The organism is Paenibacillus aestuarii (assembly GCF_027789125.1).
Taxonomy (GTDB): Bacteria; Bacillota; Bacilli; order Paenibacillales; family NBRC-103111; genus Paenibacillus_E; species Paenibacillus_E aestuarii.
Map to the genome: position 1 here is coordinate 61535 of NZ_JAQFVF010000015.1, position 14856 is coordinate 76390.

Annotated in this window: 13 protein-coding genes; all 13 read right to left on the minus strand. The window is 48.6% G+C overall.

Features of this window, described 5'->3' with window-relative positions:
• Positions 1 to 35 precede the first annotated feature (35 nt).
• The gene (locus O9139_RS03450; protein WP_270878053.1) at positions 36 to 1199 is read right to left on the minus strand and encodes an iron-containing alcohol dehydrogenase; all 1164 of its coding nucleotides are present in this window, start codon (positions 1197 to 1199) and stop codon (positions 36 to 38) included.
• Between the two features lie 30 nt (positions 1200 to 1229).
• Positions 1230 to 2255 (minus strand): NADH:flavin oxidoreductase/NADH oxidase, encoded by a 1026-nt coding sequence (locus O9139_RS03455; protein ID WP_270878054.1) that lies wholly within the window; start codon positions 2253 to 2255, stop codon positions 1230 to 1232.
• Between the two features lie 244 nt (positions 2256 to 2499).
• Complete coding sequence (locus O9139_RS03460) at positions 2500 to 3663, minus strand: serine hydrolase domain-containing protein (protein ID WP_270878055.1); 1164 nt, start codon at positions 3661 to 3663, stop codon at positions 2500 to 2502.
• Between the two features lie 174 nt (positions 3664 to 3837).
• Positions 3838 to 4077 (minus strand): DUF2798 domain-containing protein, encoded by a 240-nt coding sequence (locus O9139_RS03465; RefSeq protein WP_270878056.1) that lies wholly within the window; start codon positions 4075 to 4077, stop codon positions 3838 to 3840.
• A gap of 149 nt (positions 4078 to 4226) precedes the next feature.
• Positions 4227 to 5258, minus strand: a complete 1032-nt coding sequence (locus O9139_RS03470) for an LLM class flavin-dependent oxidoreductase (protein ID WP_270878057.1) — start codon at positions 5256 to 5258, stop codon at positions 4227 to 4229.
• Positions 5259 to 5300: 42 nt separating this feature from the next.
• Complete coding sequence (locus O9139_RS03475; protein ID WP_270878058.1) at positions 5301 to 5789, minus strand: MarR family winged helix-turn-helix transcriptional regulator; 489 nt, start codon at positions 5787 to 5789, stop codon at positions 5301 to 5303.
• Positions 5790 to 6059: 270 nt separating this feature from the next.
• Complete coding sequence (locus O9139_RS03480; protein WP_270878059.1) at positions 6060 to 6962, minus strand: nucleoside hydrolase; 903 nt, start codon at positions 6960 to 6962, stop codon at positions 6060 to 6062.
• A 38-nt stretch (positions 6963 to 7000) separates the two neighbouring features.
• Positions 7001 to 7837: a carbohydrate ABC transporter permease gene (locus O9139_RS03485; protein WP_270878060.1), complete on the minus strand. Its 837-nt coding sequence runs from the start codon at positions 7835 to 7837 to the stop codon at positions 7001 to 7003.
• Positions 7838 to 7863: 26 nt separating this feature from the next.
• Positions 7864 to 8739 (minus strand): carbohydrate ABC transporter permease, encoded by an 876-nt coding sequence (locus O9139_RS03490; RefSeq protein WP_270878061.1) that lies wholly within the window; start codon positions 8737 to 8739, stop codon positions 7864 to 7866.
• Between the two features lie 70 nt (positions 8740 to 8809).
• Positions 8810 to 10120: an ABC transporter substrate-binding protein gene (locus O9139_RS03495; RefSeq protein ID WP_270878062.1), complete on the minus strand. Its 1311-nt coding sequence runs from the start codon at positions 10118 to 10120 to the stop codon at positions 8810 to 8812.
• Entirely contained in the window at positions 10117 to 11622 is a 1506-nt protein-coding gene (locus O9139_RS03500) for a DUF5605 domain-containing protein (RefSeq protein ID WP_270878063.1), read from the minus strand. Before O9139_RS03500 ends, O9139_RS03495 begins: the two co-directional genes overlap by 4 nt.
• A 181-nt stretch (positions 11623 to 11803) precedes the next feature.
• Positions 11804 to 12988 (minus strand): response regulator transcription factor, encoded by a 1185-nt coding sequence (locus tag O9139_RS03505; RefSeq protein ID WP_270878064.1) that lies wholly within the window; start codon positions 12986 to 12988, stop codon positions 11804 to 11806.
• Entirely contained in the window at positions 12966 to 14777 is a 1812-nt protein-coding gene (locus O9139_RS03510) for a sensor histidine kinase (protein WP_270878065.1), read from the minus strand. Before O9139_RS03510 ends, O9139_RS03505 begins: the two co-directional genes overlap by 23 nt.
• Positions 14778 to 14856 lie beyond the last annotated feature (79 nt).

Genomic DNA, 14856 nt, shown 5'->3' on the forward strand with positions numbered 1-14856 from the left:
CGGTCCTCAACAGAGGCACCGCGTTTCTTTAATTTTTATAGCGAGTTTTGCAAAATCTCTCTGACATCCTCTTTCGCCAGCGGCACATAACTGCCGATCGTTGCACCCACCATCGCTCGTTCCGTCATCAAGTCGAGTTCTTTATCATCGATGTTATAATCGGATAGCCGCGACGGCGCGCCAATCGATGTCCAAAATTGCCGTAAGGCATGAGCGGTCTCCGCCGCCAATTGCGCATCTGTTTTGCCTTCAGCTGCGAGGTCAAATACGCGCACGCCTAACTGTGCGATTTTTTCCGGCTTTTGCTTGGCGACATGCTCCATCCAGTGCGGGAACAATATCGCTAATCCGCCGCCATGCGGGATGTCATGAACAGCCGAAACGGCATGCTCAATGTCGTGAGTCGCCCAATCTGTCTGTACGCCTATCGCCGTAATGCCGTTTAGAGCAAATGTGCCATTCAGCAACATAACTTCACGGTACTCATAATTTTCTAGGTCGTTAACGAGTTTGGGCGCTACCTCCATCACCGTGCGCAAGATGGCTTCCCCAATTCTTTCTTGCAGAGGAGCATTGGAAGAAGCATGAAAATATTGTTCAAACACATGTGACATAATATCCACAATGCCATAGACGGTTTGATCCCGCGGTACGGTGAACGTCAATTCAGGGTCCAAAATACTGAATCTTGGGTACACATGGATTGAGCCGAAAGCGCGCTTGCTGTTCGTTTCCCAATTGGTTATGACGGAGTTTCCGTTCATTTCAGAACCTGTAGCAGCCAATGTCAGCACAGTGCCGATGGGAACTGCGGATGTCACGGCCACCTTCCGCGTAATAATGTCCCAAACGTCGCCATCATAATGCACGCCTGCGGCGATCGCCTTGGCACAGTCAATGACGCTACCACCGCCAACGGCCAAAATAATGTCAAGATGGTGCTCTTTGATCAGGCCAATCCCTTTGTTAACCGTCGTTAGCCGCGGGTTAGGTTCAACGCCGCCAAGCTCAATGACTTCCGCACCGATTTCTTGTAAATTCGCCAGCACTTGATCGTACAAGCCGCTGCGCTTAATGCTGCCGCCGCCGTACAGCAGCAGCACGCGCTTCCCGTACACCGGAATTTCCGCTTTGAGTTTACTCAACTGCCCTTTACCAAAAATCAGCTTAGTAGGATTAAGAAATTGAAATGCATTCATCGTTTCTCCTCCTTGATGTTTCGTTTCTGCTTATTTAAAGCCAAGGTTGTAAACGCCAGGATATTGAATTTCTTTGCCTAGCTGCGTAGCTGCTTCCAATGCCCAATAAGGATTTCTGAGCATCCCTCTGCCTACGGCTACCAGATCCGCATCTTCATTGCCGACAACGGCATTCGCTAACCCAGGCTCGTCCAGTCTGCCGACTGCGATGACAGGGACTTGAAGTGCATTTTTAATATCTCGAGCCATCGGCACTTGATATGCAGTATGCGTACCTGGTCTGCCATGCGCCAGGATCGGGCCTTCTCCACCGGAGCTCACGTGGAAGACGTCCACACCTGCATCTCGATAAGCTTTGGAAAAGGCGATGCTTTCTTCAATGCCATATCCGCCATCCACATATTCTCTCGCGGAAATGCGCATGATTAAAGGCATACTTTCAGGCAACACGCTTTTCACGGCCCGTACGACTTCCTTGCCGAATAACGTTAAATCTTGACCATATTCATCCGTCCGTTTATTGGTATATGCCGATTGGAATTGATGGATTAAATATCCGTGTGCAGCATGGATCTCCATCGTATCAACCCCAGCTTTGACAGCCCGCGCAGCAGCCTTGCGGAATTTCTCTACCATTTCCTTCACTTCTTCGGTCGTTAGTACTCTTGGCGTTTTGGATTTCTCATCGTAAGGAATCGCCGATGGGGCAACAGGTTCAGCTGCATCTTCCGCTTTACGTCCTGCATGCGCGATTTGAATGCCGACTTTGGCACCATATTGATGACATGCTTCAATAATACGCGCTAGAGGTGCGATATGATCGTCCGACCATAATCCTAGATCCAGGTCCGTGATTCGCCCGTCCGGTTCCACATCGGTCATTTCGATGATAATAAGGCCGGCTCCGCCGATGGCGCGATTGACGTAATGCATGTAATGCCAATCATTCACGACGCCGTCTTTTTTCGTCACCGCGTATTGGCACATCGGGGGCATGACGACGCGATTTTTCAACTCAAGCCCTTTTACTTGAAATGTTTGAAATAAATGCTTCATTCTCTTAGACTCCTTTGCATGCTTCTTGATTAAAATACTAGACATACTTTCCCTGTATATCTAGGCAACAATCTGTAGTATTTCGTTACAAAACGTATTGTATTCCCTAAACATCGTTATAACATATTATGAAATACAGAGTTTCTATCGATATTTTTAGTAGATTACTGAAGAAGGTAAGTCATTTTCATAAAACCCAAAAAAAGACATGGACGCAAAGTCCATGCCTCTTTTCCTGCTATGCTTAGTTCAGTGCTCCGTAAATAGCAGCCCGCAGCCGGGGATGAATGTAAGGCTCGAGGCTTGGCAGCATCTGCTGCATGTACACAACGGACAACTCTTCCTTCGGATCGATCAACAAGTAAGAACCAGCTAATCCCGCCCAACCGAATTCGCCTATCGTACCGTTGATGCCGCCAGCGGCTGGATCGATCATCACACGAACGCCCAGGCCGTAACCATAACCGCTCATTTGCGGCCAGTTGAAGTCGTTAAGCTGCTGCGGATTTAAATGATTCGTCGCCATCAACTGAATCGTCTTCGAACTTAGCAGCCGTACGTCGTCGAGCTGCCCTCCCTTGGCGAGCAATTGGGCGAACCGGCTATAATCGCTGAGCGTGGAAAGCAAACCGCCTCCACCGCTTTCATAGCGGCTTCCCGGTTGGTAACGAGCGTCCATCCTCGTATTAGGCGTCAAGATGCCGTCCTCTGCTCGATCATACATGGTGCATAGGCGATCGCGCTTCTCATCCGGAATTCGGAAGAAGGTGTCGTTCATTCCTAGCGGCGCAAAGATCTCCTTATGCAAAAACTCGCCGAACGTTTGTCCAGACAGGACCTCGATCAAGGCTGTCAAGACATCATGGCTCGTTCCATACTTCCAATGCGTGCCCGGATCGAAGGCCAACGGTATTGCCGCCAACGCTTTGGACAAAGCCTGCATGTCCTCAATCCCTGCATCATTCTCCATCATGGCACGGGTTTGCCGTTCTGTCTCTGTGTTGTCCCCGCCGTACGTTAGCCCGGAGGTCATCGTGAACAGATCCTTGATCCGAATCGGCCCCGCCGCAGACGAAACCTGATTGGCACCGATTTCGTTATATCGGTACACCTGCGGATTTTTAAACTCTGGTAAGTATTCTTCCAAAGGATCGTTTAGTAGATATAGCCCTTTCTCATACAGCATAAGTGCCGCTACGCAAGTAATTACTTTCGTCATCGAATAGATCCGGTAGATGGAATCAGGAGCGAGTGCTTTCTTCTTCTCTATATCCGCATACCCCAGAGATTCCTCATACAAAACTTCGCCTCGCCGAACTACGGTACATGCACAACCAGCCGACCCTTTTTCCATCACACTCTTAAGCAGTGGAGTCAATCGCTCATTCAGTCGTATACTCGAGTTCATTTACCTATCCCTCCCGGAATCGTTTTCAACGATAATTATAGCATAATTTTCCAAGAGGATTGGAATTAATTTCTTGAACGAAATGAAAGAGGAGCATTGCTGCGACCCTGGCAGTTGCTCCTTGATTATTCCATATATTCCGATGTCTCCTGCTGCTGAAACCGGAATGGTTATTTAAGCTTCATTTTCCACAAAATGAATTTTGCCCATCACTTTTCTTATTCCTCTAGGCAAAAAGTAGGCGACTGGAAAGGCAATGACAAAAGACATTCCCCATGCTACGGGCCATTTTCCGAAAAAATCTGCATGAAACCCTGTTTTTACTAGCGTTGTGATGAAAGAAATAATACAGGACATCCCAAGAGCCATAAAAAATGTAAACACAATGAGTTCATATTTCTTTTTGATTTTCATGTAAATCTCCTAAAATAGTATTGTCTATAAATCAATAAGTCATCCCACCATTTTACCACGGTTCCTGCTGTTTTGTATTAAAAATAAAAGAACAGCGTCAAGAATGCGCTGCTCTTTCATCTTCTGAATCCCCCTGTCTCAACAGCGATTCATGACAACTGTGCGCGAACCCGCGGTGCGACTTCTGTCCCCAGCAGTTCGACCGCTTTCATCACATCTGCATGAGGCATCGAGCCGACAGGCATATGCAAGAAGAAGCGTGAAAAGCCTAAGTGCTTGCTCATGTAAACAATTTTGTTAGCCACTGTTTCAGCATCACCTACATACAACGCGCCTTCAAGAGTGCAAGAGGCATCGAAGTGTGCACGGGTAAAGGTACCCCAACCGCGTTCCTTACCGAACGTATTCATCGTAGCCTGCGTAGGCGGGAAATACTTCTCTACCGCCAGCTCCGTGCTTTCTGCGACATACCCGAGCGAATGTAAAGCAACCTGCAGCTTCGAAGGATCATGTCCCGCACGTGCACCTGCTTCTTTGTAAAGCTTCACAATCGGTGCAAATCGCAACGGGTTCCCCCCTATAATAGCCAATACGAGCGGTAAGCCAAGCACACCCGCACGGATCGCCGACTCCGGATTGCCCCCGCTGCCGATCCAGACGGGTAACGGGTTTTGCACCGGACGCGGATACACGCCTAAATTCGTGAACGCCGGGCGGTGACCGCCTCTCCAGGTTACGATCTCGGAATCCCTGACTTTTAACAGCAACTCCAGCTTCTCTTCAAACAGCTCTTCATAGTCCTTTAAATCATAGCCGAACAATGGGAACGCATCGACAGATGAGCCGCGACCTACGATCATTTCCGCACGACCATTGGAAATCCCATCCAGCGTGGCAAATTGCTGAAACACACGAACCGGATCCGCTGCGGATAGCACAGTAACCGAGCTTGTTAAACGGATGTTCTTCGTCATCGATGCGGCAGCAGCCAGAATCAAGGTGTTCGCTGAATCCGCAAATTCCTTACGATGATGCTCGCCGACACCGAATATATCTAAGCCGACCTGATCGGCAAGTACGATTTCTTCCACCACCTCGCGCAATCGCTGCGCATGGCTGATTGTTTTGCCTGTATGGACATCCGGCGTTGTTTCTACAAATGTATCTACTCCAATTTCCATGATCGTTTCCCCCCTAAACGTTACCTATTAAGTAAAGGTGTTTCATTTAAAATGATCCGTCTCGCCACTCCCAGCCACATCTTCACGATGTTGGATGCCGTACCCGATTTTCTTCATGACGCTAATCAGCATCATCTTCTCTTCATCCGTCGCAAAAGACAAATTGTCACAAATCGTTTCAACATGCTGTGGAAAAATCTTATCGAAATAGCGACGACCTTCGTCCGTCAAGGCGACATTCGTCTTACGCCGGTCCCCCGGAATCGGTTGCCGTTCCAAATATCCCTTCTTCTCCAGCTTGTCGATCACATACGTGATACTTCCGCTTGGAATCGAGAACGTGTCACTTATTCGTTGAACAGGCTGCGGCCCCTTATTGTAAAGCAGCTCCATGATTTGAAACGTCTCCCGGTTAAGGCCAAATCTGTCGATGTCTTTCTCTAAGCTTCCAAAAAGTGTGTTCACCGCGTTTCGTAAAACACGGACGAGCTGTAAATCAAGCGCCTTACCGGCATCATCGCGCATGGTCATTCCCATTACCCCTATATAGATGATTTGGACGAAAATCATCCTAAAATTATTTATTCTAATAATATTTAAAATAATACTAGTCGATCGTTTTGTCAACATTAGCCGAAAAGCAAATAAGATGAAGCCCTTGTCATCGTACTTTGACAAGAACTTCATCCTATAACAACGATCAATTGATCAAGATACACTCGAATAATTGGCTACCTTTTCAAAAAAGTCCCCACTGCCCGCACATAAGGCGGATTTATCGAAAATGGATGGGGCCCACTTTTACGCCCCGTAGTGCAGTTTGAGCTTGGCGAACATATCCTCCAGCGTAAAACGCGGGTCGATAAAATGGTACCAACGAACGAGGCGCTCCTCTTGCTCATGAATATATCGCATATCTGCTGTGATCCGTGGTGCGGGCTTCAGCGTGTAGCCGTATGTATGATCGTCCAAAAGTACGCTTACCGCTGGGGAATCCCCTAAGCTCCACATCTCCCCTTTGGGCCAGTGCGCTTGCCAACCCATCTCCATGTTAAAATCAACCAATTGCTGATACAGATACTCACCAATTGCACCGCATGGCTTCACTTTGACCGCCAGCTCGGCAATGCTGACACGCATCGTCGAGTACACATCGCGAGGGATGACCCAGAGCGGAATATTGGACTGAAACACGACGTTCGCCGCATGGATATCATTGCTCAAGTTAAACTCATTCTCACCGTCCGGCCACACCCCGCCGCCGATCCAAACCGCCGTCAACTTGTCGGCAATGGCTGGCTCCTTTAAATAAGCTGCTGCCAAATCAGTGATGGCGCCAAGAAAAATAACATATAACGGCCTCGAATCATCGGCAAGCGCCTCACGGATAATCAGGCCGGCTCCTTCTGACGGGGCCGGTGTTTGCTCATCAGGCATCGCCTTTTCCGCGCCTTTTAATACTGAAACGCTGCCATCCCATTTCATCAAATCCAATAGCTTCACAATCTCATCGTAGCTCTCCTGCATGGAAGCTTTCGTCCGCCGTTCGCCGAAATGGGCGGCAATGATGCCTCTTATATCAAAACGAGGCGTCAATAGTGCATGTACGATCGCAAATTGATCGTCCGCCTCATTTTTGGCGTCTGTGTTGACGATTAAGCGTATTTTTTTGCTTTCTGGAATGTCGTACGGATGTTGAATCATCGATTTTGACCTCCACATATTTGGATTCTGATCTATCATTACCCTTTGACGGAGCCTGCCATGCCGTTAACAAAGTACTTCTGGAACGTGAGATAGACGATAAAAATGGGGACGATGGAGATTAATACAGCCGCATTGAGCAGCGTGTAGTCCGTCGTAAATTGACCTCGAAAAGCCATGAGGCCGGTTGTGATCGTTTTCATCGTATCCTTCGTAATAAATATTTGCGCGAGCAAAAATTCATTCCAAGTTGCCATAAAGTCAAATATGACAAGTGTCGCGATAGCCGGCATGGATAAAGGAATAATGACTCTGAAAAATTTGCCGATATCGCCGCAGCCATCGATTAGTGCCGCCTCATCCAGCTCTTTCGGTATCGTGCGAAAAAATCCGCGTAAAATCAATATGCCAAACGGGATCCCGAAACCGATGTAAATCAGAATGATCCCTGGATAGGTGCTGACCAAATGCGTTTTATTCAAAAAAATGTTCAATGGCACAAGCGTTGCCTGTATCGGAATCATCATGCCAACTAGGAACAGCGTAAACAACGGCTCGCTCCATTTGAAATTCAGCCTCGTCAAAGCGAAGGCCGCCAAGGCTTCAATCAATATGCCCAGAGGCACTTTGATGACACTGATGAGGACCGTATTTTTCATATACATATCCATTCGGCCTTGCTTCCAAGCCTTTAGAAAATTCTCCCAATGCACCTGCTTCGGCAGCGTGTAGAAAGGATGATTCATCAAATCAGCATTGGATTTCACCGCTGTAAAAGCGATAAATGCAAGGGGGATCAAAAATAGAGCCGATAAGAGAATGAGCGCAACATAGCGGATTGCTCCGGATATCGGGCGGGTTCCTGCTTCATGCATATCTGATATTCACCTTCCTCCCGCAATTACAAATGCGATTTCTTCGTGGTGTAATAGACATACGGAACTATCACGATCATAACGATAAAGACGAGCATCCACGAAATCGCTGAACCAATCCCGATATTGGCAAATTTGAACGTTTGGTAATACATCCAGGAGGAGAGTACTTGCGTGCTCTCTGCCGGTCCCCCGCCAGTCATGGCAATAATGATGTCATAGACTTTCATCGAGGCGATCATGGTTGTGGCGATAACAATCACAAACGTCTCTTGCAATAACGGAATCGTAATATACCAGAACGACTGATAAGGCTTAGCGCCATCGATGATGGCTGCTTCATACGGATCCTGCGGCAATGTGGACAAGCCTGCCAGGAAAAGAACCATCGGTTGGCCTACACCTTGCCAGACCCCTGCAACGAAGACGGCATAGAGCGCGATTTTGGGCTCTGCGAGCCAGGCATGCGTCCAGCTTTCCAAACCGGCGGACTCCAATATTTTATTGACGAATCCTTGAGTCGGGTTGTACATCCATGCCCATACCGTGGCAACCACGACGCCTGACAAAATATACGGAAAATAAAAGATGCCTCGCATCAGCGTGCGCCCTTTGAGCTTCTTATTCAATAACAGAGCGAGCGACAAGCCGAGACCCAATGTCACCACAAGCGAGCCGACCATCCAAAGCAAATTATTTTTTAGCGCCCGGGGAAAAACGGTGTCCTTGATAAATAAATCCATATAGTTTTGCAGGCCGACAAAAGCTTTGGTAGGCGCGATTCCGTTCCAGCTGAAAAAGCTTAAATAAAGCGTATATAGCGACGGCACTAAAATGACCGTCATATAAATGACCAAAGCAGGCAGCAAAAATATCCACGGTTTCACGGTCCTAAGTCCCATCCGTCCATCCACTCCTTCCGTAAGCGTCCGGAGCGATCAATATCTTGATCGCCCCAGCCAACCGCTCTTTCTATTTCTTATTCTTGTAATCGGTTGCCGCCTTATCGATTTCTTGTGCGGCTTGCTGTGGTGTCCACTCACCGATTGCGACACGGTCTTGCGCCTCGAACACTTTCTGGATCACTTGCTGTGGCAGCGCCTGGTCCATGATCAGAAAAGCGCCATCATTTGCGCTATCCAGCAGCTCTTTCAGATGCGGCGTCTTATCCGAAATTTTCGTGTTCAACGCCGCCGGTGAACCGTAATCTTCAATATATTTATTGACGACATTCACGCTCGTCACATATTCAGCAAGCTTTACAGCCGCTTCTTGCTTCGCCTTATCGGCCGTGCCGTTAATTTGGAACATTTCGGCGAACACCGAAGGGCGTGCCGGCTTTTGCTCTGTCGGAAACTTGAATACGCTGAAATTTTTGGCATCTGTCGCGTTGGTATTCAGATTGCGGTCAAACCATGTGCCTTCGTTGATTAAGCCCGCTTTTTGCTGATAAATAAGCGCTTCTGCTTCCTGCGGATCGAGGGAGACGTAACCTTTCGGGAAATATCCCTTATCCGTGTACTCTTTCAGCTTCTCAAACGTTTTCACAACGGCCGGATCGTTCCAAGACGCATTCAAGCTCGTCAATTTATCATGCAGCTCCGGCCCGCCAAAATGTTCCAGCAGCGCTTCGGTCAGCCTCATCGTATGCCAGCCGCCTTTGCTGCCGAACGCCAGCGGAGTGACACCGCTATCTTTCAACGTTTTCAATTGTGCTTCAAAATCGGCAAACGTCGCTGGCGGCTTCAAATTCGCTTTCTCATACACGCTGTTCGGATACCACATGCCAAGCACGTTCAGATGGAGCGGAATTCCGGATAATTTACCATGATAAGTGGACATATCCAATGCCGCTTTGTTGTACAACTCCGCATATTTATGATCCTTGGCGATCTGCGTCAAATCGAGCGTCAAGCCATTCTCGGGATAAAAGGATCCAAGCGATCCCCCCCAAGTAAACCACATGTCCGGAAGCGTCTTGGAATTTGCGGCCAGCTTCAGATTCTCTTTGATCGGATCCGTTCCATATTTACTGATTTGCACGTCGATGTTCGCATTTTCTTTCTTGAAATCGTCCACGGCTTTATCCAACCATTCCCAGCCATTATCCAGCGACCACACCGTAATCGTTACTTTCTGTCCGGCATCCTTTTTATCGCCGCCAGCCGCTGCCCCGGTACTGCTTGCGCCTCCACTGTCATTAGACCCGCCGCCTGAGCTGCATCCAGCCAGCATGCCTCCGGCCAGCAAGACAGATGCAAGAATGGAAAATCCTTTTTTCATACGTTTTCCCCCCGTTGTAAATTGGATGATGCTATTCTGATTCTTAGCGCCATATACGGTTTGGCCGGCAATTCAATCCGGCATACCCCCTCATACAAACCTTGCATGCGGGTAACTGCCATCTCCCAAGTATCGATCAGATCCATCTCAAAACGGATCCCTTCAGGAAGGTTCAATTTCCGAAAAGCAGGACGGCTTTGTCCAAAATACACCCAATAATGTTCCTGATCGCTGCCACCTGCTGCTGTATCCCACTGGAAATTGATTGCGATTTGTCCAAGCTGCGGACCTTCCTCCATGAGCGCTTGCAGAAACTGAATGCGCGCAGCACTTTGGCCATGCAGTGTACCGCCATGCGACCACCAAATGATATTCTCGGGATGCACATACGTTTCACCATGTGTGACATAGCCGCCAAAAGCCATTCCCCGCCAGAAACATTCCGTCATCGCCTCGGCTGTCAGATTGCCCCAACCGTGATTCAAATCTCCTTCATACCTGCACTCATCAATGACGATCGGCTTGCCGTACAGCTTGCGCCACTCCGGAATGAAATTCAGATCGTGATGCTGAATGCTGGCGTGCGTCACCCACGGCTTGCCATGATCGTACCAATGGGCATTGCTGCGATAATGAATTTCCGGGTGGTGCCAGTTATGAATCGACCTCAGGTGCTGGTAAGGGTCTTTCGCTTGGATGAGCTTGAAAAACTTATCCCAATCCTGCATCTTTTTCTCATGCATCAGATCGTATTCATTCGCCAGCGACCACCAGATATTGCGAAAAGAAGCTAAGCGAGCAATCGCATATTGCAAGTACAACTCATCTGTCTCTGCAGTCATCTTGGAGAAACCCCAACGATCATAAGGGTGAAACAGGATGAGATCCGCTTCTATGCCCATGTCCAACAAATCCTGCAGCCGGCTTTCCAAATGACTCCAGTAAGATGGGTCAAATCTTGTGAAGTCCCAACCCGCCTCCAAAGATCCTGCAAACGGGTACCGCTGCGGTTCGTTCAGATTGTAATCATAATGTTTCGGAAAAACACACATTCTGATTTTGTTAAACGGTGACTGACGCAAGCTGGCCAACGTCATCGCTTCGAGCTGCTCGCCCTGGTGCGTCCATGCGTAGCAAGTCGTTCCGTACGGCCGGTATAGCGTGCCGTCGGCATACGCAAAATGATGCGTATCATGAACCCGCACAGGCCCTCGGTTGCCTGGCAGCGGCTCTTGGCAGCGCAGCGTCCCTGTATGACCATGGAGCGCTTCGCAATTGCTAACGGTTTCGAACGTCCACAAGCCTAACGTGTCCGGCATAAACCGTATGCAGTACTGCCCATCTCCATCATAGAATCCCTCTGCGTCTACGATTCGATGATCGTATCGAAAGCGTCCCACGAGCCGGACGTCCGTAAACGGATTCCCCTCCTGCGGTCCGGTACACCGGTACTCGAATCTCCCCCATTGCTCGATCTCGTAACCATTCTCGTTCAGTGTCATTGGCTGCGGTTCCTTTCTTGTAAGCGTTAACTTCATTGTACGGGAACCTGTGAGCAGCCGTAAGGAACTAAACTTGCTCTTTCCTTTGTTTTTATGTCCATTTCAGCCAAGAAAAAGGAGCTCCCGGTGCTAGAATAGAACTTTTTTGACATTCCGTATGTTTTTTTGCTCTGGTCTGTCCTTATTGGTTGCGGTATTCAATCGGGGTAACCCCAAATTTCTCCTTAAACAATTTGCTGAAATAATGAGCGTTTGCATACCCAACCTCAGTGGCGATCTCGTATACTTTGCGATTCGTTTCGCGAAGCTTCTTTTGCGCGTATTCAAGCTTATTGCGGATCACGTAATCGCTGAAATTTTCCCCCACTTCTTTTTGAAAAACCCGGCTCAAATAGCCTTGACTCACATGGATGTCTGCAGCGACCTTACTGAGCGTCATATCTTCCTCCAGCAGCCTGCGGTCCACCCATTCTTTGGCCATACGCACAATCAGATTATCGCTTTGCTCTTTAACCGGCAGCCGCAATAGCGCCTCTAGATAAGCTTTTGGCAGGTCGGTGATATGAGCGTAACAGGAGCTGTGCGAGTAGACGACGGCTGCATTCAGCAGCTCCAGCACTTTTTGCCGCAATCCTTCCAAATACTTACTCTTTTCCGGCTGCTTATTACCGCTTGCCTTGGCCATGAGCGGAGCGATCCAAATGACTTCACGATAATGACGGTGAAAAACGAAGCCTCCCCAATCCTTCGCTACCAGCTCGTCAATCAAGTACAGCAAAGAAACAAAGCGTAAATGCTCGGAATCGGCAGTTTCCGCAATCGCATCTTCTCTTTTGCGAATGATGGTCAACCAACAGCCCATCTTGAATTCATCCGTCTCCAACTCCGAGGCAAACGGCGGGGACGGGAACGTATACGTGTCCAGCATGGAAAGCAGGTACTCATTCTTATCATCACCGCTCAACTGCTGGCGTGAAGGCGGCTTTTGCTCCTCCAGGAGCTTAACGGCTTTGCCCAGCACCTCTCTGATTTCGTCCTCGTCCATCGTCGGTTTATGCAAATAATCAACCGCACCGAGACGAAGCGCTTCTTTGGCATAAGCAAAATCGTCATAGCTGCTCAAAAAAATGACCTGTACGCCCGCATATTGCTGTTTGATTTGCTTCGCCAACACCAAACCATCCATGCCCGGCATGCGAATGTCCGTCAGCACGATGTGAATTTGCTGCGACGCCAAAATGCTGAGTGCCTCCTCGCCATTGGAAGCTTCCGCCTTCCAGTTAAGGCCGAGACTCTCCCAATTGACCATATAGCGAAGGCCAACCCTGACGATCGATTCGTCTTCAACTACGAGTAGATTCCACATCGTTAGACACCGCTTTCATTGTAATATAAGGCATGCAGAGGATGATTTGCGCCTTGCCCTCTCGCTGTTTCACAGCAAGTCCGTATTTGTCGCCGAATCGCAATCGAATGCGTTCTCGCACATTTCGAAGCCCGATATGAATCGAATCTGTCGAATCTTCCAGCTGCGGCACATCGCCTACTTGCTTCAGCTTTTCTTCTGAGAAGCCGATGCCATCGTCCGTAATTTGCAAAAGCAAATTCGATTCATCATCTTGCAATTCAGCCGATACGGCAATATGCAGCTTACGCTCCAAACCTGTCGAACCATAGAAAATCGAGTTTTCCAATAGTGGCTGAATCAGCATTGGCGGCACAGCCGCGTTCAGCAGCCGATCCGGGATATTCCATTCCACTTCGAAGACGTTGGTATAACGCAGATCCATTAAGCTGACGTAATGCTTCAACAGCTCAATTTCATGTTCCAGACTAATGAGTTCGGCGTCGAGCTTCATATTCGCATGCAGCAGCTTATTCAAAGAATGAATCAGTTTCGCAATTTGGGTAGATTGTTGCAGAAGAGCCAGCATGCGGATGGAGTTCAACGTATTGTACAAAAAATGGGGCTGCATGCGCGCGCGAAGCGCATACAGCTCGGATTTGCGCTTCTGCCGTTCCTTTTCCTCGATCGACAGGACCAGCTCATTGAGCCGCAGCACCATGCGGCCATAACTGTTCTGCAATTGGCCGATCTCATCGCCCCGCTCCAGCTGTACCGGCGCCAAAAATTTCCCCCGCTCCACTTCCCGCATCGAGCGGATCAAGCGCGAAATCGGCTTAGACAGCCCTCGCGCCAAAAGCCAGGACACCACAGCCGCCGCAATGGCCATCGTAATGACGATCGCTACCGTATAATTCCGGATCGTGCGGCTTCCTCGGAGCATTTCATCCTTGTTCACGCCCATATACACTTTCCAACCCAAGTAATCGCTTTGTAAATAAACGCCGCTGAACATCTTTCCATTTCTGTCTTCCGTCACGCTTGCTTCCCAACTGCCTCTTTTTTGCGCATTGCTGATCGCTTGAATGCGCGCCGCCAATTTGGTATCCGACGAGTAAATCAGATTTCGCTCTTGATCGAGCACGGTCACCTGAACATTATTCAGCTGCAGTGAATTCACAATTTTTGGAATGAAATCAGGCAGCATGTACAACGCGATGACGGCCAACGGCTTGGAATCCTCATCCAAAATCAACCGCGAACCTAGGATCGCTTTAAAAGGATCTTTAAACTGATGAATATCCATGATGCCGGTGACGACGAAACCGCCTTTTTTAGCCATCACTTGTTGATACCAAGCGGATTCTCTAGCTCGGTCTTCCTCATTGAGCGTGGGATTGCCGCTGATCAAATACCCGTTCTCCGACCCGTTCATCCCATAGACCATCAGCCCTTTAATCGATGAATTAATCGACGGATAAACGCTCATGAGACGAATCAAAGTCTTCTGTGCATCCCTCTCGGCCGTCCCCCACAACTCCGGGCTTGTATAAGGTTTATTCAAAAAACTGAACGTCTCCGGAGTAAAATAAGGAAGCATGGAAAAGCGGTCGAAGTCATTGATCTGACGTTCAATGGAGGTGTTCAGCTGAGCGAGAATGATATTCAGATCCTGCTCGGTCTGATCGTGCAGCATCACAGCCGATTTCTGGTAAGCGGTAATGCCAATCAACAAAGAGGGAATGCTGCTGAGCAATAAGAACATCATGAACAATTTCGTTTGAAAGCGAATATTTCTCCATTTCGACATCGATACACCCCGCGAAAGCTGTCATTATTTCCTCACATTATAAGGGAGTATAGCTTACTGGTATACAAAAAAATCCCAT